The sequence below is a fragment of the Micromonospora sp. LOL_015 genome, from assembly GCF_048060275.1.
Lineage (GTDB): Bacteria > Actinomycetota > Actinomycetes > Mycobacteriales > Micromonosporaceae > Micromonospora_E.
Genome location: NZ_JBHMIO010000002.1, coordinates 16,684 through 35,451 on the forward strand (window position 1 = coordinate 16,684; position 18,768 = coordinate 35,451).

Genomic DNA, 18,768 nt, shown 5'->3' on the forward strand with positions numbered 1-18,768 from the left:
CTTTTTACTGTGTGACAGCATACCTACTCTTGGTACCCGTGACCCACGTGCGCGCTGCCGCCGGGCAGCCCCGGACGTACCTGATGTGTCCGCCGGAGCACTTCGCAGTCGAGTACGCGATCAATCCGTGGATGAACCCGCAGTTGCCGGTGGACACCGAACTCGCCGTCAAACAATGGGAAGGGTTACGCGAGACGCTGACCGGTATCGGGCACCAGGTCCGGCTGCTGCCGGCCCGCGCCGACCTGCCCGACATGGTGTTCGCCGCGAACGGTGCATTCTCGGTCGACCGCACCGTTTTCGGTGCCCGGTTCACCTACCCGCAGCGGGCCGCGGAGGCCATCGCGCATCGGGAGTTCTACGAGGAGCTCGGCTGGCGGTACGTGCGGCCCACCGAGGCCAACGAGGGCGAAGGCGACTTCACCTACCTGCCGGGAGCGTACGGCGGCACGATCCTCGCCGGCTACGGGTTCCGTACCGACCCGGACGCGCACCGCCGGCTCCAGGAGACGCTGAGCCGGCCGGTCGTGTCGTTGCGCCTGGTCGACCCGCACTTCTACCACCTGGACACCGCGCTGGCCGCCCTCGACGACGAGACTGTCGTCTACTACCCGCAGGCCTTCTCCCCCGCGTCACAGCGGGTGCTCCGGCAGTTGTTCCCCGGGGCGGTGATCGCCGACCGGTCCGACGCGCTGGCTTTCGGGCTGAATCTGATCAGCGACGGCCGGCACGTGGTGGTCAACAGCGAGGCGACCGGGATGGCCGACAAGCTGGCTACCGCCGGCTACCAGCCGCTGCCGGTCGAGTTCACCGAGCTGCACAAGGGCGGCGGCAGCGTGAAGTGTTGCGTCGCCGAACTACGCGGCTGACCACGGCTCCAGCTCAGCCCAGCGCGTGCCTGGCGCTCAGCCCAGCGTGGCGAGCTCGGTGATCAGCACGTTCGACAGCACTGGGCCGTCGCGCAGCACCTCACGCAGGTACCACTTCTGCTGCGGCGTACGCGGCTGGTTGAACTGCCACGGCCCACGCGGGCTGTCGATCTGCCCCACCCGGCCGAGCGCCAGGTTCAGCTCCTGGGACGAGAAACTCGGTCCGGCGGACCGGATCGCCTTGTCCAGCACCTGGGCCGCGTCGTAGGACGACATCGCGTACGTGGTCGGCGACGCCCCGTACCGCTTGCGGTAACCGGTGGCGAACTGCAGGTTGGCCGAATTGTCCAGGTCGGCCGAGTAGTTGAGAGCGGTGACGATACCGCTCGCCTCTTCACCCAACTGGTCGATGACGTTGCCTTCGGTGAGGAAACCCGGACCGTAGATCGGACCTTCGAAGCCGGCGTCGCGCAATTGCCGGATGAACTCGACCGCCGCCGAGCCGGTGAAGTGGCAGTAGACCGCCTCCGGATCCCGGAGGATCACCTCCTGGATCGGCTCGACGAAGGTGTCCCGACCTGGATTCGGGGTGGCATTGGCCCAGATGACCGCCCCGGAAATCCGCCCGTCGCTGGCGCCGAAGCTTTCCCGGAACCCCTGCACCACGTCGCGGCCGGCGGGCTGGTCGGCGGCGACGATCGCCACCTCGCCGTTGGCGGACACCTCTCGGGCCAGGTAACCGCCGAGGGCGAGGCCGGGCTCGTCGGCGACGTACGAGGTACGCCAGATGTAGACGACGCTCTGCAGGCTGCGTGGCGAGGCGTTCGAGCCGATCAACGGCACCCGGGCCTCTTCCACGGCGTCCCGGATGGCGAGCATCACCGCCGAGTTGGCCACCCCGGTGAGCGCCAGCACCTGCTGCTGGAGCAGCGAGTCGACCGCCGCCCGCCCGGACTCGGGGGTCTCCCCCTCGTCGGCGATCACCAGGTCGACCGGGCGGCCACCCAGCCGCTGCTGGTGGGTGTCCAGGTAGAGCTGGAAGCCGTTGAGCATCTCGTCGCCGATCGGTTTGTAACCGCCGGTCTGCGGGACGATCAGGCCGATGCGTACTGGCCGGTCGCTGACCAGGCCGTCGTCGTCGTTCGAGTCGTCACCCGCGCCGACGCTGCAGGCACTGGCCAGCCCGGTGGCGCCGAGCGCGGCCAGCAGCTTCAGGGCTTGCCGGCGGTCGATGTGAGGCACAGGGGTGGTCCTCTCCCATGGATACGACGGTCGGTCGCGCAGGTGGAGTACGCCGACGGTGGCGAGCTGGTCAACAGTCCACTCGGCGTTCTACCCGCTCGGCTGCGTCCAGTCAATGCTAGGTGATCTGCCGGTTCACGCCGCCGACGGGCGGCGTGATCGGGGGGGGACCTACGGGCGGCGTGATCGGGGGACCGGCGAGCGGCCGGCCCTGGTGCTGCGTCAAGATGGAGCCTATGACCGAGACGTCAGGCTCCCCGGAAGAGACCAACGAGTCCGGCCCGGCGGCTGGCCGGCCCGGCGCGGTGGTGGTGGTCGGCCCGGACGGGCGACCGGTCGGCACGGTGAACGCCGGCGGTGCCGGCACCGGTGCCCCCGGCGACACCAGCGGGGCCACCGGTGCCGGCGACGAGCCGGTCGACCCGGAAGACCCGTCGCAGTTGATCGAGCAGCCGGCCAAGGTGATGCGGATCGGCAGCATGATCAAACAGTTGCTGGAGGAGGTCCGCGCCGCCCCGCTCGACGAGGCGAGCCGGCAGCGGCTGCGCGAGATCCACCGGCGTTCCATCACCGAGCTGGAGGACGGCCTGGCACCGGAGCTGCGCGAGGAGCTGGCCCGGATCTCGCTGCCGTTCGAGGACGGCGCCACCCCGAGTGAGAGTGAACTGCGAGTCGCCCAGGCCCAGTTGGTCGGCTGGCTGGAAGGGCTGTTCCACGGCATCCAGGCGGCGCTGATGGCCCAGCAGATGGCAGCCCGGCTGCAGCTTGAGCAGATGCGTTCCGGCGGGCGGCCGGCACTGCCGGTCGGCCCAGGTGGGATGATCCCTGGCATGCCGGGTCAGGCCGGTCAGCCGGGCGAGGGCGGCAGCACCCGCACCGGCCAGTACCTCTGACTCTGCGCCAGCAACTGCTCCAGGTAGGCAGCCACCCCGTCGTCGGCGTTCGACGCCGTCACCGCGTCCGCGATCTCCTGCACCGTCGGGTGGGCGTTCGCCACCGCGACCGCCTGCCCGGCCCAGGTCAGCATCGGGACGTCGTTCGGCATGTCGCCGAAGGCGACCACGTCGGCGGCGCCGATCTGCCAACGGGCGCAGAGCCAGGCCAGCCCGGCCGCCTTGGTGACCCCGGCAGCTGAGATCTCCACCAACCCGGACTTCGACGAGTGGGTGGCCTCGGCCAGCCCGGCGAGCGCTCCGGCGACGATCCGGACGAACACTTCCGGGTCATCGTGGCTGCTGCGGGCCAGCAGTTTCACCGCCGGCGCGGTGAGCAGCTCCGTCGAGTCGGTGACCTGCCGGGCGGTGGGGTGATCGCTGTTCCAGTGCGCCGGCCAGTCGGTGCCGTGCCGCATCAACCGGCCATCCTCCACCTCGACGGCGAAGACCACATCCGGGACTTCGGCGCGCAGTCGCCGGGCGACCTCGGCCATGATCTCCGGGGCGAGCGGGTCGGCGCGCAGCACGGTGTCGGTACGCGGCTCGTAGACCACGGCACCGTTGGCACAGACCGCCGGCACCGGGGCCTGTAGCTGTTCGTAGACGGCCGACAGCCAGCGCACCGGCCGGCCGGTGACCAGCACCACCTGCCCGCCGCGCAGCTGGAACTCGTCGAGCGCGGCGGCGGTCCGGGCACTGAGCGACTTATCGGGCCGCAGCAGTGTCCCGTCGAGGTCGGTGGCGACCAGACGTGGATGCACTTCCATCTCCGGACAGTAGCCGGTCGAGGTAAATCGCTACGCCGTCATCATCATTACGCAGTGTAACCTCATCGGCGGCACGGCGTACTGCCGGATGGGCGTTCGACACCGCCACCCGCGACCACCCGGCCCAGGCGAACATCGGCAGGTCGTTGGGCATGTCGCCGAAGACCAGCACGTCCGCCGGGTCGACGCCGAGCGACTCCGCGACGACCGCCAGACCGCTGGCCTTGTCGACACCGGGCGGAGAGATCTCGATGAAGCCCAGCCCGGCCTGGGTGACCGTCGCCAGCGTCGGTGGGACGACCTGCACCGCGGCGGCGAGCAGCGCGTCCACGTCGTGCGACGGCGTCCGGGCGAACGCCTTGATCACGTCGGTGGCCAGGCACTGCTCCCGGGTACGAGCCTCGAACCGCTCCGGGTAGCGCCACTGCGGGTCGAAGTCGCCCCACAGCGGCGCCTCGTGCTCGTCGGACGCTTCGACCATTACGATCAGCGGACCGACTGCCGCCTCCAACTCGGTGATCAGCTGGGCCAGCACGTCGGCGGGCAGCCGCTCGTCGCGCAGCACCCGTACGCCGGTCGGGTCGCTCTGGTCGACCACCCGCCCGCCGCTGGCCATCACCAAGTAGTCGGCGGCTCGGATGTCGTTGCGGGTCAACTCCATCAGCCTTGGTCCGCGGCCGGTCGCCCCGACGACCGGGATACCGAGGTCGCGGGCACGGTCGAGCACCTCATGGGTGTACGCGGAGACGGTCTCGTCGCTGCGGACCAGAGTGCCGTCGAGGTCGGTCGCGATCAACTTGGGTAGACCGGGGCGCGGCATGCTGTCCTCCTTGATCCCCCCGTGGTCGACGATCTCCGTGGTCGATGATCTCCTCGGTCGACGGGGCAGCAACCGTACCTCGCATACCGTGACCTGACCATGACTTCCAAGCGACGACCGCGTGCACACTGACCAGGCATCGGTGTCCGACGTCAGAGCATGATCAGGTACCGCCGGACCGGCCCGAACGCGGTGCCTCCACCGCCGCCAGTGCCAGTACCAGCACCGTCAACGCCAGCACCATCGTCAGTGATGACCCCGGGGTCGACGAAGACGCCGACCGTGGGCGGGATGTCGCCGTGCTGGATCAGGTTGTCCGGCACGATCGCGCCCCGCACCCCGCCGGCCGGATCCAGGTACCACCAGCCATCCTGGAACACCAACAACGCCGCCGGCTGTGTCGGCTGTGAATGCGCCGGCAGGTGCACCCAGAACTTGCGCACCGTACCCGGGTAGATGGCGCTGTCTGTCCGGTCGACTCGATGGTCCGGCCAGCCGGGACACCAGGTGGTTGGCGTAGCGAGTCGGGGCCGTGCCGGTACCTGACGTCGGACTGGTCGACCGGCAAATGCCGGAACGGCACCTCGACTGGTGAACGCCGCACCCGTCGCTCCCTTGGCAGGGCGGGACGTCAGGCGGTGGCCAGGGGTTCCAGGACGTCGCGGCCGCCGAGGTACGGCTGCAGTGCCTTCGGCACCCGTACCGAGCCGTCCGGCTGCTGGTGGTTCTCCAGGATCGGGATCAGCCACCGGGTCGTCGCCAGGGTGCCGTTGAGGGTGGCCACCGGCTGGCTACGACCGTCAGCGTCGCGGTAGCGGATGTTCAGCCGGCGGGCCTGGAAGGTGGTGCAGTTCGACGTGGAGGTGACCTCGCGGTAGCGGCCCTGCGACGGCACCCACGCCTCGCAGTCGTACTTGCGGGCCGCGCTGGTGCCGAGGTCGCCGGCGGCGACGTCGATCACCCGGTAGGGGATCTCCACCTTCGCCAGCATCTCCTCCTCCCAGGCGAGCAGCCGCAGGTGCTCGTCATGGGCCTGCTCCGGCGGGCAGAAGGAGAACATCTCCACCTTGTCGAACTGGTGCACCCGCAAGATGCCACGCACGTCCCGGCCGTACGAGCCGGCTTCCCGCCGGAAGCACGACGACCAGCCGGCGTAGCGCACCGGCCCATCGAGGGTCAGGATCTCGTTCGAGTGGTATGCCGCCAGCGGCACCTCGCTGGTGCCGACCAGGTACAGGTCGTCGGCTTCGAGCCGGTAGATCTCGCTGGCGTGCTCGCCGAGGAAGCCGGTGCCTTCCATCGACTCCGGCTTGACCAGCACCGGGGTAATCGTCGGGGTGAGGCCGTACTCGACGGCCTGGGCGATGGCCAGCTGCAGCAGACCGAGCTGCAGCAGCGCGCCGACGCCGGTCAGGTAGTAGAAGCGGCTGCCGGAGACCTTCGCGCCTCGTTCGACGTCGATCGCGCCGAGCGCTTCACCGAGCGCCAGGTGGTCGCGGGGTGCGTCGATGTCGGGGCGCTCACCGACCTCCCGCAGGACGACGTAGTCGTCCTCGCCGCCGGCTGGCGCGCCGACCTCAATCAGGTTGGGGAAGGCCAACTGCGCCCGGCGCAGCGTCTGCTCGGCCTCGGTGGCGGCGGTCTCGGCCGCCTTCACCTGGGCCGACAACTCCTTGGTACGGGTCAGCAGCTCGGCCTTCTCAGCCGGTTCCGCCCGGGGCAGTCGCTTGCCGAGCTGCTTCTGCTCGGCGCGCAGCGCCTCGAAGGCCTGCACCGCCGCGCGGCGCGTCTCGTCGGCGGCGATCAGATCGTCCACCCGGGACTCGGACTCGCCGCGGGCACGCTGGCTGGCACGGAAGAGGTCCGGGTCGTCACGGAGCAGTCGGAGATCGATCACGGAAGTCAACGATACCGGCCCACCGCGTCGGCCCGCGCGCAGGTTTTCGGCCGGCTCGCCAGCGGTGCGTCCTCACCAGTGGGGTGTCTGGTGCGGCGGGTTGTCCGGCCGGACGAACGGGGCGGTCGGCCCGACCGTCAAATCGGCGGGTGCACCCCCGCCCGGTTCCGGAGCGGTGTCCCGCGGCCGACGCCACGGCAGGTCGGTCGGGGCGGGCGCCGGACCCGCCGGGTCGCCGGTCGCGGGTCGTTCGCTCCCGTCGAGCCCCCGACCATGGTCGACACCGCCTTCGATGTCGGCACCGCCACTCCCAGTGGTCCCGCTACGGCCGGCCGCGGTCCGCCCGGCCAGGTACAGCGCCAGCAGCAACGCGCCGACGCCGACCAGGCCGGCGGTCACCGCCGTACCACGGCTGACCAGCACCTCCATCTCGGCGGGAACCTGCAACGACGATCGGATCAGCTCGTCGCCGTTCAGCATCACCGTGACCAGCAGGGCGACCAGCCCGGCACCGATGGTCAGCCCGGCGATCCGGGTGTCGGGGCGGTTGCGGTGGGAGCCGAACAGTGTCAGGGCCGCACAGACCAGCAACGCCAGCAGACCGAGCAGGTACCCGGTGCCGAAAGCACCGAGTTCGGCGAGCCGCACGGCGGCGGCATAGGGACCGCCGTTTCCGACGTCGATTCCGGGGATCTCGAAGGTCAGCCACACGCCGCCGAGCGAGCCGGCTGCGGCGAGCACCCCGACGGCGGCGAGCAGCAGGCTCGGCAGGTTGCCGCGGCCAGCCGAGCCGAACCGGGTTACGGCAGCGGCACGGGCCCGGTCGACGGTCGCGGCGGTCGCGCCGGACAGCCGCTCAGCGACGACGGTCCACCTGCCGGGGCCAGGGCTCGGTTCGGACCCAGGACCTGGGCCGTCGGCCAGCGGGGTGTCGTCGCCGCCGAGCTCGATCACCGCCGGCTGGTCGGCCGGCGGGCGGGGCAGGGCGGGTTCCGCGCCGGTACGGCGGCCGTCGTCGGGCATCGGGTCCGAGCCTCCTCGGTGACCTTGCACGGGCATCGTCGCGTCGGGCATCGGGGTGAGCTAGCGTCATGCCCATGCCTATCCGTACCGCATCTGCCCGCTGGCAGGGCAATCTGACCGAGGGTTCTGGCACTATCCGCACCGGGAAAGGCGGGTACGAAGGAAACTACTCGTTCCGGTCCCGCTTCGATGAGGGCGAGGGCACCAACCCCGAGGAGCTGATCGGTGCCGCCCACGCCGGCTGCTTCTCGATGGCGTTCTCGAAGGGTCTGGCGGACGCCGGGTTCACCCCGACGTCGGTGCAGACCACCGCAAGTGTGCACCTGGACAAGACGGACGCCGGGATGACCGTCACCCGGATCGACCTGGAGACGGTGGGCGAGGTACCCGGTGTCGACCCGGAGACCTTCCAGAAGCTGGCCGAGGCGGCGAAGGCGAACTGCCCGATCTCCCGCCTGCTGTCGCCGGGTGCCGAGATCACCCTGAACGCCAGCCTCTCCGTCTGACCGCCCGCCCACGACGCCACCCTGACGATCCTGGGCTTGTCCGGCGCCGTCGACCGATCTCACGTTCGCCGGTGTCTGGACGAGCCCGGGATCGATACCGAAGCAAGCCCGGTGATCGATACCCGGCAGGCCCGGAAAACGCCCCGGGGAGCCGGTGTGCGGCAGAATGGACCGATGCCGGTCGACATGAGCCGCGAGCGCTTCGAGGAGTTGGTCGGGGAGGCGCTGGACGAGGTCCCAGCGGAGCTGCTGCGGCTGATGAGCAACGTGGTGATCCTGGTCGAGGACGAGACCCCGCCGGGCGAGCCGGAGCTGCTCGGTCTGTACGAGGGACACGCCCTCACCAGTCGGGGCTGGGACTACGCCGGCGTACTGCCGGACCGGATTCTCATCTTCCGGCACCCGATCCTGCGGATCTGCGCGACCGAGGCCGACGTGGTCGACGAGATCGCGATCACCGTGGTGCACGAGATCGCCCATCATTTCGGCATTGACGACGAACGGCTACACGATCTGGGCTGGGGTTGACCAAGGATGGTCCGGCCGGGCGATGACGTGCGGTTGCGCGGGTTACCTACCCTTCGGTCGATCAACCTGACCAGGAGGAACCCATGCGCAGTGCCCTGTTCTCCGCCGATCACCTGGAGAAGGAGTCCGCCCAGCCCGGGCTGCGGCTGCAGAACTCCAAACTGCTGAAGATCGAGCTCAACGGCGAAGCGATGGCCCGGACCGGTTCGATGGTCGCCTACCAGGGCCACGTGCAGTTCCAGGCGCTCGGCTCCGGCGGTCTCGGCAACTTCATCAAGCAGAAGCTCACCGGCGAAGGCGTACCGCTGATGAAGCTGACCGGCCAGGGTGACGTGTTCCTCGCCAACGAGGCCGCCGACGTGCACCTGATCGATCTGGAGCCGGGCGACGCGCTGTCCATCAACGGCTCCAGCGTGCTGGCCTTCGACTCCACGCTGCAGTACGACATCCGGATGGTCCAGGGAATGGGCTTCGCCTCCTCCTCCGGCCTGTTCAACTGTGTCTTCACCGGGCAGGGACGGCTGGCCATCACCACCAAGGGCACTCCGGTCGTGCTCTCCGTCGACCAGCCGACCTACGTCGACCCGCAGGCCGCCGTCTGCTGGTCGGCCAGCCTGCAGACCGGCTACCACCGGGCCGAACAGTTGGGCATCGGTACGCTGCTCGGCCGGCGTACCGGGGAGGCGTTCACGATGAGCTTCGCCGGCCAGGGCTTCGTGATCGTCCAGCCGTCCGAGGAGCCGCCGGTGCGCGGCGCCGGCCAGGTCCCCCAGTAGCCCGACCGACGCGCGGGACGCGCCGGGTGACTGACCCCGTTGGCGGTGTCCGGTCGGCTCAGTCCAGTTGGCCGGCGCGGATCCGGGCCAGCCAGGCGGCTGCCTGCGCGTACTCGTCGTCGTGCCGGCCGGCCGGCCCGCCCGTGGTGCGGGCGCCGGCCGCCGGCGGCCAGTCGTGCCGCGGGTAGGAGCCGAGGAACCGTACGTCGGCGCAGACCCGGCGGAGCCCGCGCAGCGCGTCGCCGAGCCGGTCGTCGGCGACGTGCCCGGAGCAGTCCAGGAAGAAGGCGTACCGGCCGAGTGCCTCCCCGGTCGGCCGGGACTCGATCCGGGTGAGATTGACCTCCCGGACGGCCAGCTCCATCAGCACCGCGAGCAGGGCGCCGACCCGGTCGTGGGCGATGTAGACCGCCAGGGTGGTGATGTCGTCGCCGGTCGGGGCCGGCGGCGGTCCGGGGCGCCGGACCAGGACGAACCGGGTCACCGCGTCAACGTGGTCGGCGATCTTGTCGGCCAGCACGGTCAGTCGGTGGCCGCTGGCGCCGATCGGCGCGCAGATCGCCGCGTCGTATTCACCGGCCGCCGCGCCGACGGCCGCCGCGCCGTTGGACAGTACGTCGACCACGGCGGCGTTCGGCACCTGCCGGCGGAGCCAGGACCGGCACTGGGTGGACGCCTGCGGGTGGGCGGCGACGGTGCGGACCTGTTCCAACGTGGTGCCGGCGGGTGCGGCCAGCACGAAGTCGACCGGCAGCACCACCTCCTGGGTGATCACGAGCGGCTTGCCGTTGGTCAACTCGTCGAAGGTGACGCCGACCGCTCCGCCGACCGAGTTCTCCAGCGGCACCAGGGCCGCGTCGACGTTGCCGGCCCGGACCGCGTCGAGCGCCTCCGGCACGCTGCGGGCCACGACCCGCTCGCCCTGCCGGGCCGCCGGGATGGTCAGCAGGGCCTGCTCAGCGAAGGTGCCCTCGGGGCCGAGGAAGGCGAATCGGGTCGGCGCAGGGACGGACATGCCGGCCAGCTTACGGAGTGGTCGGCGGGATCGGCACCGACTCGCAGGCGAGGGTACGGATCCCGGCCGGCGCGACGACCCGGACCGGGATGACGCAGACGTCCGTACCGGCGGTGACCAACGTGAACGAGGTCGGCGACCCTTCGGTGACCACCTGCAACGGCTCCCGGGACGGGATCTGCACCACCGTGTACTGCCAACTGCCGGCGCACCGGGGTGCCACCGGCACGCTGACCTGGGCGCCGGCTGGTAGCAGCCCGTCGGTGCGGCGCAGCAGCGCCACCACCTGGGCGGCGGTGGGCCGCCCGGCGCAGTCGACGGCGACGGCCACCGGGAAGCCGTCGGCCGTCGGGGAGCTGCTCGGGGTGGCCGACGGCGGGTTGGCCGGCGTCGGCGTGGGCGTACCTGGCGGTGCGGTCGGCGGCGATGTGCCGGTCAGTGCCGGCGCCGGCGCCGCGTCCGCCGTTGAGGCGTCGACCCCGGGCGGCCGACCGCAACCGGCGACCATCGATACGCCGAGCAGTGCCGCGCTGATCAGCAGCAGTCCGAAGCCGGCGCGCCGGCCGGGGTGCCGGCTGCCGGCCCGGGACCGTCGACGTGCGGACAGCACCAACTCATGGTACGGCTGCGCCGGCGACCCGGTGGCCGCTGCCGGTCAGCGTGGCCAGAGCTTCGGACAGCCGGACGGTCGGCACCAGCAGATAGTCCGTGTCGAAGGTCGAGAATGCCACGATGTTGACCCGGGCTTCAGCCAGCGGACCGACGAGCGACGCGAGGACCCCGGTCAGCGCGAGGTCCAGTGGGCCGACCACCCGCAGGCAGCGCCACGGCGTCTCGACTTTGGCACCGGGCGGCACCCGGTCGGTGCGGCAGATCACCGACACCTCGTCCTCGGTCCAGGTGACCGAGACGACCCCGGCGGTGGGGCCGGCCAGGTATTCGGCCGGCAGCGAGGACCCGGCCGGTAGGCGGCAGACGGCGTACTCCGCTGGCAGCAAGTCCAGGTCGAGCATGAGGGCAGCGTACGGCAGAGGCGTCGACCGGCGGGCCGGTCATCCGGCCGAGTACGCGGTGGTGATCGGTGCGAAGAAGGTCAGCGACCCGGTCACCTTCTTGCCGGTCCACACCGGGGTGGCGATCGCGTCCACCGTGCCGTCGCCCTGGGCAGTGGCCGCGTCACTGTCGACTCGCAGCAGGCCGCGGGCGAGCCGCCCGGAGCTGAGCGCGAGCAGCGGCGGGATCTTGTCGATCTCGGTCTCGTCGAGCTCGCCGCGTTGCGCGGTGAAGTCGACCAGCCGCAGGCCGGCCAGCAGCGGCCGGCCTTCGACCCGGCCGGGTTCGCCGAGGCCCAGCAAGTCGCAGCAGGACCGGGAGATCGCGGCGACGGTCAGGTCCTGGCGCAGGACGAGACACGGCTCCAGCGCGGTAGCGGCGGTGGCCGCCCACAGCTGAAAGTTGTCCACGCGCATCGGCTCGATCGGCTCGCGGGCCTGAGGGACCAGCGGTTCCGAGATCGAGAGCTCGACGTGCGCCACCCGCGCCTCCCCTGACTCAACCGGACAACAGCAACGCTATCCGGTCTCTGCCGGGTCCGTCGACTGATGCCGAGCAGGCTCAGGATCGGACAGACCGGGGTGAACGGGTGCAGTCGTCATAAGCTGGTCGGCAGCGGGACGTACGCCGTAGTGAGGTCGTCAGCGCCTTCGCCCCGAAGGCTACCGCCGGCTGGTCGGCTTGTCAGCGGCTGAACGGCCGGCCCCGTACCACCGGTAGTCGGTCGCCGAGCGGTACGGAGCGTTCAGCCAGGTCTCCGGGTGCCGGGCCACCTGGTACAGCTTCTCGGCGGTGGCCGAACTGATCCGGGTGCCCCCGGCGATGAGCAGCCGATCCAGCTCCCGATGGGTGGTGACCATGCACTCCTTGGGCAGCCCGTACACGCTGATCACCCCGGAACCGACGAAGGTGAGCACCGGAGCGACCGGGATGGTGTGCCCGACCGCGGCGGACATCGCCTTGCTCGCCCGCTTGGCGTCCCGGCGGGCCTCGGCGACGTACGTCGGTCGCTTGCCGTTGATCTGCACCACGTCACCGGCGACCAGGACCCGGCTGCGGCCGTGGTCGACGACGGTGACCGCGAAGAGCCCGCTGGGCCCGATGGCCAGGAACCCGGCACGTTCCTCGCGGCCGGCGGTCTCCAGCCCAAGCACCCGGTCCGGGCTGTCGGTACGCGGCCAGTTCACCACGTGCCAGGACGGGCCGAGCTGATCAAGACGGTTCAGCGCACGGGCACCGGCCGCCTCGATCCGCTTGGCGCCACGCTCGGCCCGACGGCGTCGGGCCCACTCCATCGGCGACGGCCGGATGGCCTCCAACGTGCCAGGTGCGGACTCCTCCATCGCCCGTTCATCCGGTCGGGGCAGCGCCCGCTGGGCGGGCAGCACGCGGCGCTCATGGAAGACAGTCATCACGACCTCCGGCAAAGGTCCCCTGGACGATGGACTACCAACTACCGTACGTGGCGACACCGGTACTAAAGCAAGACACCAGGCCGGAGTGAGTAGGGATGAATGCCCTATTCACCCCACGACTCTTTCAACAGATGGTGCCAAACGACTGCCATAGGCTGCGAGTGTGACGCACTACGTCGACAGTGAGGTAGGCCACCTCCGGGTGGTCATGCTGCACCGTCCGGGCAGCGAGCTGGCCCGGCTGACCCCCCGCAACACCGGTGCCCTGCTCTTCGACGCGATCCCCTGGGTCGCCGGCGCCCAGGCCGAGCACGACACGTTCGCCGCCGTGCTGCGCGAGCGCGGTGTCGAGGTGCTCTACCTCGAACAACTGCTCACTGAGACGCTCGCCGCCGCCCCGGCCCGCGCCGAGGCCGTGGCGACCGTACTGGCCGGCCGCCGGTTGGGCGAAACCCTGCGCGACCGGGTCGCCGAGCAGCTCGCCTACCTCGACCCGGCCGGACTGGCCCGGGTGCTCGTCGCCGGCCTGGCCCGTGGCGAACTTTCCCGCCGCGACGACCGGCCGGCCGGGCTGGTGCATGCCCTGCTGCGCGAGCACGACTTCATCATCGACCCGCTGCCCAATCTGCTGTTCACTCGCGATTCATCGGTCTGGATCCGCGACCGGGTGGCGGTGACCAGCCTGGCGATGCCTGCCCGCCGCCGGGAGGGCCGGCTCACCGACCTGATCTACCGGCACCACCCGCGGTTCGCCGGGACCGAGCTGATCCACCGGCCGGACCAGGAACACGTCGAAGGCGGCGACGTGCTGCTGCTCGCCCCTGGCGTGCTGGCCGTCGGCGTCGGCGAACGGACCACACCCGCCGGGGTGGAGCGACTGGCCCGGCGGGTGCTCGGCGACGGGCTGGCCCACACCGTCCTGGTGGTGCCGATCACCCAACGACGGGCGACCATGCACCTGGACACCATCTGCACGCTGGTTGACGTGGACGCGGTGCTGATGTACCCGCCGATGGCCGAGGAGCTCGCCGCGTACACGGTGATCCGTACCGCCTCGGGCGACCTGCAGGTCGCTGGACCCGCGCCGTTCCTGCGGGCTGCCGCCGACGCGATGGACATCGACCGGCTCCGGCTGGTCGGCACCGGGCTGGACCCGGTCACCGCGGAACGGGAGCAGTGGGACGACGGAAACAACACCCTGGCGCTGGCTCCCGGGGTGTGTGTGGCGTACGAGCGGAACACGGCGACCAACACGCAGCTGCGCCGGGCCGGGATCGAGGTGGTGACGATCCCCAGCGCCGAACTCGGGTCCGGCCGGGGCGGCCCACGGTGCATGTCGGCACCCCTGGTCCGGGATCCGCTCCGGCCCGACTGACCGGCCGCCGGGTCAGCGCAGCGTGAGCTGCCGGCCCAGCAGCCCCTGCCGGGACCGGCGGGCGGCGGCGTCGAGCGGATCGGTGACGCTGGCCGCCGCCGCGAGCCGCTCGGCGAACTCGGCCAACGGCTGCTCCCACTCGGCGGCCTCCGGCCCGGACGGCAGGTCCCACACCGGCACCAGCAGCCCGTGTGCCCGGAACATCCCGGCGAACCGGGTCTGCGGCCCGATCGGCAGGTCACCGGCGGCGCTCAGCCGGGCCAGCGTGTCCAGCGTCCGGTCCTCGTCTCCGGGCAGTACCCAGCGCACGTGCGCCCGCTCCCCCACCCGGCACCAGTACGCGGCGGGCGCCGCCGCCATCCGGGTCGTCGGATAGATGGACGCGTCGGCCCGTTCCAGGGAGGCCTGCACCGCCGGGTTGGCGGCCGTTTCGGGCTCCACCCAGAACGCGAAGCTGTCGTGCACCTGGACCGTCAGCGCCCCGTCGGCGAGCACGTCCTGCAGCCGGGGGCCGGGGCCGGGCAGCGGCGGCACCGGCACCGTGTCGCCCGGCTCGGTCTCCAGCGCGGCCAGCAACGCCGCCGCCAGGTCGCGAGAGACGTCCCCGGACTGGGCGTGCCGCTGCAGCCCGATCATGACCTGGCCGTCGGCTCGGACGACGGCCGGGGCCGCCATCGGCAGCACGGTGGCCAGCGTCACCGTCCGGTCGGCGTACTTGCCGGCCAGCTCGGCTTCGAGGATCAACGGCGCGGTGGCCGCTGGGACGAGTTCGCGCAGCGCGACCCAGTCCGGCTCGTCGGCCAGCCCGGCGAACGGCCGGGGCACGAATACGTCGCGGATCTTCTCCCGCTTGCCGCCGCTGGCGGCCCGGTCCTGCTTTCGGCGCTTGCCCACGGCCAGACAGCCTAGAGGAACCGGCCCGCCACCGGGGGATCCGCCCGGCCCCCGGGTCTGCGACCGCTGGAATCTGCCCCCGGCCCGGCTCAGCCCGAATCCGGCTCGCCGATCTCTGCCCAGACGCAACGGCCGGAGCCGGCGGGCTCTACCCCCCACCGGCGAGCCAGGGCGGCGACGATGCCCAGGCCACGGCCGTTGAGCGCATCCGACGGGGCGGTCCGGGCCTGCGGAACGTCCTCGGACCCGCCGTCGGTCACCCGCAGCAGGACCGTGCGGCTGTGCCGGCGCGGGGTCAGTTGCCAGGTCACCCGGATCGTTCCGTCCGGAAGCGGCCGGGCGTGCCGTACGGCGTTGCCGACCAGTTCGGCCACGACCGTCATCACGTCGGACAGGAAGTCGGGGCGGATCCGGTCGGCCAACGTCCGGGCGAGCTGGTGACGGGCGAACCGGGCACCGCTGGCATGGTGCGGTACCAGCATGCTCCACACCCGTCCCGCCAGTGCCGAGGTCACGCCGCCTCCTCTCAACTGCGGGGCAGCCGCACCTCGGCGACCGTACCTCCGCCGTCACGGGGCCGCAGGGACACCCAGCCGTGTTGGCGCTCGACGATCTGTCGGACCAGGTACAGGCCGAGTCCGGCGCCGGGGTAACGGCGCTGGTCGCCCGACTCGCCCTGCCAGAACCGATCGAACGCTCGTTCCACGTGTTCCGGACGTACCCCGATGCCGCGATCACTAATCCGCAAGGCCACCGAGCGTTCGTCGGCGATGGCGGTGACCTCGATCGGGCTGCCCGATGGCGAGTACTTGTCGGCATTGGTGGCAAGTTCGGTGAGTACGGTGATCAGGCTCGCCCGGTCTCCGACCGCTTTCGGCAGGTCGTCGGGCAGCTCGACGGTGAGCCGCTGACGCAGTCCGGCGGGCAGATTCTCGACAGTGGCCCGCAGTGCCTCGACCAGATCGAACGGGGCGGACGGCGTGCCGGCTGCCGGTCCCGAGTCATTGGCGGCGGAGAGTAGCCGGTCGACCAGCCGGGCCAGTTCGGTGGCCCGCTGCCCGAGCACCCGGGCGGCCTCCCGTCGGTCCCGGTCGGTCAACGACTCCCAGTGATCACTGAGGGTCTCCGCGTACCCTTTGATCACGGTGACCGGGGTGCGTAGCTCGTGGCTGGTGACCGCGATGAACAGGTCGACGTCGTGGTCGCGGTGGTGCTGGTCGGTGATGTCCCGGAAGGTGACCACCCGGGAGGCGGCGAAGCCCGGTAGCTCCCCGGAGGTGATCCGCAGCCACCGGCCGTCCGGCTGCTGATGGTCCACGACCTGTCCGGGGGGCGGCACCGGGAACGGGATCGGTCGGTGCAGCCGGTCCTGTGCGGTGCTGCCGGTGAGTCGCTCAGCCGCCGGGTTCCACAGCCGCACGCAGGATTCGTCATCGACGATGGCCAGTCCGTCGGCGAGCGCGGCGACCACTGGCCCGTCGCCGTGCACCGGCAGCCCGGTCTGGTCGCCGTACATGTTGGCGATGCAGGACGCCAGGTAGGCGATCAGCGTGTGATGGTCAGGGCCGGCGCTCCGGTCCGGATCCGGGTAGTAGGCGTGCAGGCTGCCGATCAGCACCCCGCCGATCTCGGCGCGCGCGATCAGCATCCGATGCAGGCCTCGGCCGGCGATCTGGTCGGCCGGGCCGGCGGCGAGCGCCGTCACCGGGAACTCGACGGTCCGCGGTCCGGTGAGCAGCCGGGCGGTGGCGGGTTCGTCGAGGTCGACGGGTCGGCCGACCGACCATTCGGCGGCACCGGTGGCGGCGATGATCCGACCCCTGTGTGGTCCGTACTCGGCGAACGAGGTCCCGGCGGCGCCGAGCGCACGCTGCGCGAGTCGCAGCAGGTGGTGCAGGATCGGCAGCCCCGACTCACCGCTGTTGATCATATCGAGGACGACGGTGTGTCCAGCGATCAGACTCGGATAGTCGGGGCGTTCCGGCATGCTTCGAGTCTGCCCGGTGCCGGCGGATTTGGGCAGTGCCGGGCCGCCAGCGCCGCGCCGCCGATCAGAGGACCCGGGGCGCTTCGCCGGACTCGCTCACCATCGGTCGGGAGTGCGCCGCCCAGTCCTGCATGCCGCCGGTGAGGTTGCGGACGTTGTCCCAGCCGTGCTGGTTGAGGTAGGCGACGACCTGCCCGGACCGGCCGCCGGACCGGCACACCACCACCACGTCGCCCTCCTGCGGGACGTCGGCCAACCGGTGCGGGATCTCCATCATCGGCAGGTGGTGGGCGCCCGGCGCGTGCCCGGCCGCCCATTCCTCGGGCTCGCGGACGTCCAGCAGGTACGCGTCGGCGGATACGTCGGGGACGTCAACGGTGGGGATCGATGGCCCATGCATGCCGAACAGCCTATTCCTGGCCCGCCAGTACCGACGGGTTGGCGAGGATGAACTCGGCGAGGTTGTCGTTCTTGACCGCCTGGAACATCTCCTGGCTGAGCGGATCGATGTTCTCCCGGCCGGCGTCGTTGCCGTTGAAGCTGCCACCGTTGGTCCGCAGCATGACCAGGTCGTTGGCGGCCACCCCACGCAGGGTGAAGACGAAGTCCGGCAGCGGCACCTTGCCGGTGTCCAGCACGAACGCCTTGCCGGCCGCGTCGATCAGCTCGTTCAGCTTGAGCGGGTTGGTCATCACCCCGTTGGACATCGCCTTCTTGGCCATGGCCTTGATCAGCTTCTGCTGGTTCTTCTGCCGGTCGTAGTCGCCGTTGTCCAGCCCGTATCGCTGCCGGGAGAAGTCCAGCGCCTCCCAGCCCTGCATCTCGCGGCAGCCCTTCTTGTGCACGACCTGCTGCTTCTCCCCGCTGACCTTGTCGGCGTCGGAGTTCCACATCGGCTGGCCGTCGACCAGGGTCATGTGGATCGACGGGGTGTCCTCATCGACGCAGAGCCGGACGCTGCCGAGGCTGTCGATGACCGACTTGAAGCCGCTGAAATTGATGATCGCGGCGCCGTCGAAGCTGACCCCGGTGAGGTTCTTGATCGTTTCTGCCATCAGCTGGGCACCGCCCTTGTGCCCGGCACCGTTCTGTGCGCCGTGGAAGAACGCCTCGGTGGCCTTGCCGACCCCGCCCGGCCACCCGCTCTTGTCGAACGGCGGGATCTCGACCTCGGTGTCCCGGGGGACGGAGATCAGGTAGGCCTGGTCGTGAGTAGCGGGGATGTGCAGGATAATGATCGTGTCGGCCCGGGTGTCCGACTCCGCCCAGCTGGCCCGGTGGTCGATGCCGAGCAGCAACATGTCGATCGGGCCTTCGAGGCTGTCGCCGCCCTCAGCGTCGGTCTTGCCGGCGACGCCGAGCAGGTCCGACTGCTCGATCCCGCTGGTCGCCTGGGCGATCAGCCACTTGCTGCCGACGATCGTGGTGCCGCTGAGCATCATCAGCAGCGCACCCAGCACGACCATCGTGCGAGCCCAGACCGGGTCCTTGCGGCGGGGCCGCCGGCCCGAGCCGCTGCGGCCGGAGCCCGGACCCGACCGGCCGCTCGACCGACGTCCGGCCGCGCCGCGGGTGGCGAGCGGGTTCCCCGACTCGGTCGACGTCGAACGTCGGCGGGTCTGAACCGGCATGCCTGCTCCTGGGGGGCGTGACAATAGGGCGAGCC

The 18,768-nt window shown here is 71.0% G+C and carries 21 protein-coding genes and 1 pseudogene; 6 read left to right on the top strand and 16 right to left on the bottom strand.

The window, feature by feature from the left end:
* The first annotated feature begins 38 nt into the window (after positions 1–38).
* Positions 39–869, top strand: a complete 831-nt coding sequence (ddaH, locus tag ACFHWU_RS02470) for a dimethylargininase (RefSeq protein ID WP_416550764.1) — start codon at positions 39–41, stop codon at positions 867–869.
* A 36-nt stretch (positions 870–905) separates the two neighbouring features.
* Here the strand turns inward: ddaH and ACFHWU_RS02475 are convergent, their stop codons facing one another.
* Positions 906–2,111, bottom strand: coding sequence for an ABC transporter substrate-binding protein (locus ACFHWU_RS02475; protein WP_416550766.1), 1,206 nt, complete (start codon positions 2,109–2,111; stop codon positions 906–908).
* A gap of 227 nt (positions 2,112–2,338) precedes the next feature.
* On the opposite strand from ACFHWU_RS02475, the gene ACFHWU_RS02480 reads away from it, so the two are divergent.
* Positions 2,339–3,004 carry a bacterial proteasome activator family protein gene (locus ACFHWU_RS02480; RefSeq protein ID WP_416550767.1) on the top strand — a complete coding sequence of 222 codons (666 nt, stop codon included), beginning with the start codon at positions 2,339–2,341 and terminating at the stop codon, positions 3,002–3,004.
* Here the strand turns inward: ACFHWU_RS02480 and ACFHWU_RS02485 are convergent.
* The 5 genes and pseudogenes from ACFHWU_RS02485 to ACFHWU_RS02505 all read right to left on the bottom strand — a co-directional run bounded on the left by ACFHWU_RS02485 (position 2,959) and on the right by ACFHWU_RS02505 (position 7,553).
* Positions 2,959–3,813 (bottom strand): HAD family hydrolase, encoded by an 855-nt coding sequence (locus ACFHWU_RS02485; protein ID WP_416550768.1) that lies wholly within the window; start codon positions 3,811–3,813, stop codon positions 2,959–2,961. The genes ACFHWU_RS02480 and ACFHWU_RS02485 overlap by 46 nt on opposite strands.
* Positions 3,814–3,817: 4 nt before the next feature.
* Positions 3,818–4,633, bottom strand: a pseudogene (locus ACFHWU_RS02490) (HAD family hydrolase); the annotation flags it as partial.
* A gap of 152 nt (positions 4,634–4,785) precedes the next feature.
* The gene (locus ACFHWU_RS02495; protein ID WP_416550769.1) at positions 4,786–5,076 is read right to left on the bottom strand and encodes a hypothetical protein; all 291 of its coding nucleotides are present in this window, start codon (positions 5,074–5,076) and stop codon (positions 4,786–4,788) included.
* A gap of 188 nt (positions 5,077–5,264) precedes the next feature.
* The gene (gene serS / locus ACFHWU_RS02500; protein WP_416550770.1) at positions 5,265–6,530 is read right to left on the bottom strand and encodes a serine--tRNA ligase; all 1,266 of its coding nucleotides are present in this window, start codon (positions 6,528–6,530) and stop codon (positions 5,265–5,267) included.
* Positions 6,531–6,602: 72 nt separating this feature from the next.
* Entirely contained in the window at positions 6,603–7,553 is a 951-nt protein-coding gene (locus ACFHWU_RS02505) for a hypothetical protein (protein ID WP_416550771.1), read from the bottom strand.
* A 74-nt stretch (positions 7,554–7,627) separates the two neighbouring features.
* Between ACFHWU_RS02505 and ACFHWU_RS02510 the strand changes: the two genes are divergently transcribed.
* From ACFHWU_RS02510 to ACFHWU_RS02520, 3 genes are all read left to right on the top strand, one after another.
* A complete protein-coding gene (locus tag ACFHWU_RS02510; RefSeq protein ID WP_416550772.1) occupies positions 7,628–8,059 on the top strand; it encodes an OsmC family protein in 432 nt (143 codons plus the stop codon).
* Positions 8,060–8,233: 174 nt separating this feature from the next.
* Positions 8,234–8,587: a metallopeptidase family protein gene (locus tag ACFHWU_RS02515; RefSeq protein ID WP_278173063.1), complete on the top strand. Its 354-nt coding sequence runs from the start codon at positions 8,234–8,236 to the stop codon at positions 8,585–8,587.
* 83 nt (positions 8,588–8,670) lie between these two features.
* Positions 8,671–9,363, top strand: coding sequence for an AIM24 family protein (locus ACFHWU_RS02520; RefSeq protein ID WP_416550773.1), 693 nt, complete (start codon positions 8,671–8,673; stop codon positions 9,361–9,363).
* 58 nt (positions 9,364–9,421) lie between these two features.
* Here the strand turns inward: ACFHWU_RS02520 and pheA are convergent, their stop codons facing one another.
* The 5 genes from pheA to ACFHWU_RS02545 all read right to left on the bottom strand — a co-directional run bounded on the left by pheA (position 9,422) and on the right by ACFHWU_RS02545 (position 12,843).
* Positions 9,422–10,378: a prephenate dehydratase gene (gene pheA / locus ACFHWU_RS02525; protein ID WP_416550774.1), complete on the bottom strand. Its 957-nt coding sequence runs from the start codon at positions 10,376–10,378 to the stop codon at positions 9,422–9,424.
* Between the two features lie 10 nt (positions 10,379–10,388).
* Complete coding sequence (locus ACFHWU_RS02530) at positions 10,389–10,988, bottom strand: hypothetical protein (RefSeq protein WP_416550775.1); 600 nt, start codon at positions 10,986–10,988, stop codon at positions 10,389–10,391.
* Between the two features lie 4 nt (positions 10,989–10,992).
* The gene (locus ACFHWU_RS02535; protein ID WP_416550776.1) at positions 10,993–11,391 is read right to left on the bottom strand and encodes an ACT domain-containing protein; all 399 of its coding nucleotides are present in this window, start codon (positions 11,389–11,391) and stop codon (positions 10,993–10,995) included.
* 39 nt (positions 11,392–11,430) lie between these two features.
* Positions 11,431–11,913, bottom strand: coding sequence for a hypothetical protein (locus ACFHWU_RS02540; RefSeq protein WP_416550777.1), 483 nt, complete (start codon positions 11,911–11,913; stop codon positions 11,431–11,433).
* 180 nt (positions 11,914–12,093) lie between these two features.
* Positions 12,094–12,843, bottom strand: a complete 750-nt coding sequence (locus ACFHWU_RS02545) for a hypothetical protein (protein WP_416550778.1) — start codon at positions 12,841–12,843, stop codon at positions 12,094–12,096.
* A gap of 166 nt (positions 12,844–13,009) precedes the next feature.
* On the opposite strand from ACFHWU_RS02545, the gene ACFHWU_RS02550 reads away from it, so the two are divergent.
* The gene (locus tag ACFHWU_RS02550) at positions 13,010–14,221 is read left to right on the top strand and encodes an arginine deiminase (RefSeq protein ID WP_416589722.1); all 1,212 of its coding nucleotides are present in this window, start codon (positions 13,010–13,012) and stop codon (positions 14,219–14,221) included.
* Between the two features lie 12 nt (positions 14,222–14,233).
* Here the strand turns inward: ACFHWU_RS02550 and ACFHWU_RS02555 are convergent, their stop codons facing one another.
* The 5 genes from ACFHWU_RS02555 to ACFHWU_RS02575 all read right to left on the bottom strand — a co-directional run bounded on the left by ACFHWU_RS02555 (position 14,234) and on the right by ACFHWU_RS02575 (position 18,733).
* On the bottom strand, positions 14,234–15,115 hold the full coding sequence (locus ACFHWU_RS02555) for a DUF5926 family protein (protein WP_416550780.1): 882 nt from the start codon (positions 15,113–15,115) through the stop codon (positions 14,234–14,236).
* Positions 15,116–15,204: 89 nt separating this feature from the next.
* Positions 15,205–15,630 (bottom strand): ATP-binding protein, encoded by a 426-nt coding sequence (locus ACFHWU_RS02560; protein ID WP_416589723.1) that lies wholly within the window; start codon positions 15,628–15,630, stop codon positions 15,205–15,207.
* Positions 15,631–15,641: 11 nt separating this feature from the next.
* Positions 15,642–17,102, bottom strand: coding sequence for an ATP-binding protein (locus ACFHWU_RS02565; RefSeq protein ID WP_416569206.1), 1,461 nt, complete (start codon positions 17,100–17,102; stop codon positions 15,642–15,644).
* 64 nt (positions 17,103–17,166) lie between these two features.
* Positions 17,167–17,502 (bottom strand): rhodanese-like domain-containing protein, encoded by a 336-nt coding sequence (locus ACFHWU_RS02570; protein ID WP_416589724.1) that lies wholly within the window; start codon positions 17,500–17,502, stop codon positions 17,167–17,169.
* Between the two features lie 10 nt (positions 17,503–17,512).
* Positions 17,513–18,733 (bottom strand): LCP family protein, encoded by a 1,221-nt coding sequence (locus ACFHWU_RS02575; protein WP_416550784.1) that lies wholly within the window; start codon positions 18,731–18,733, stop codon positions 17,513–17,515.
* Between the last annotated feature and the right edge of the window lie 35 nt (positions 18,734–18,768).

Excerpts from the sequence above, each read along its gene's own strand:
- ACFHWU_RS02480 (WP_416550767.1), top strand. The coding sequence starts at position 2,339 with ATGGAGCCTATGACCGAGACGTCAGGCTCCCCGGAAGAGACCAACGAG.
- ACFHWU_RS02485 (WP_416550768.1), bottom strand. The coding sequence starts at position 3,813 with ATGGAAGTGCATCCACGTCTGGTCGCCACCGACCTCGACGGGACACTG.
- ACFHWU_RS02505 (WP_416550771.1), bottom strand. The coding sequence starts at position 7,553 with ATGCCCGACGACGGCCGCCGTACCGGCGCGGAACCCGCCCTGCCCCGC.
- ACFHWU_RS02510 (WP_416550772.1), top strand. The coding sequence starts at position 7,628 with ATGCCTATCCGTACCGCATCTGCCCGCTGGCAGGGCAATCTGACCGAG.
- ACFHWU_RS02515 (WP_278173063.1), top strand. The coding sequence starts at position 8,234 with ATGCCGGTCGACATGAGCCGCGAGCGCTTCGAGGAGTTGGTCGGGGAG.
- ACFHWU_RS02520 (WP_416550773.1), top strand. The coding sequence starts at position 8,671 with ATGCGCAGTGCCCTGTTCTCCGCCGATCACCTGGAGAAGGAGTCCGCC.
- pheA (WP_416550774.1), bottom strand. The coding sequence starts at position 10,378 with ATGTCCGTCCCTGCGCCGACCCGATTCGCCTTCCTCGGCCCCGAGGGC.
- ACFHWU_RS02535 (WP_416550776.1), bottom strand. The coding sequence starts at position 11,391 with ATGCTCGACCTGGACTTGCTGCCAGCGGAGTACGCCGTCTGCCGCCTA.
- ACFHWU_RS02545 (WP_416550778.1), bottom strand. The coding sequence starts at position 12,843 with ATGACTGTCTTCCATGAGCGCCGCGTGCTGCCCGCCCAGCGGGCGCTG.
- ACFHWU_RS02565 (WP_416569206.1), bottom strand. The coding sequence starts at position 17,102 with ATGCCGGAACGCCCCGACTATCCGAGTCTGATCGCTGGACACACCGTC.
- ACFHWU_RS02570 (WP_416589724.1), bottom strand. The coding sequence starts at position 17,502 with ATGCATGGGCCATCGATCCCCACCGTTGACGTCCCCGACGTATCCGCC.
- ACFHWU_RS02575 (WP_416550784.1), bottom strand. The coding sequence starts at position 18,733 with ATGCCGGTTCAGACCCGCCGACGTTCGACGTCGACCGAGTCGGGGAAC.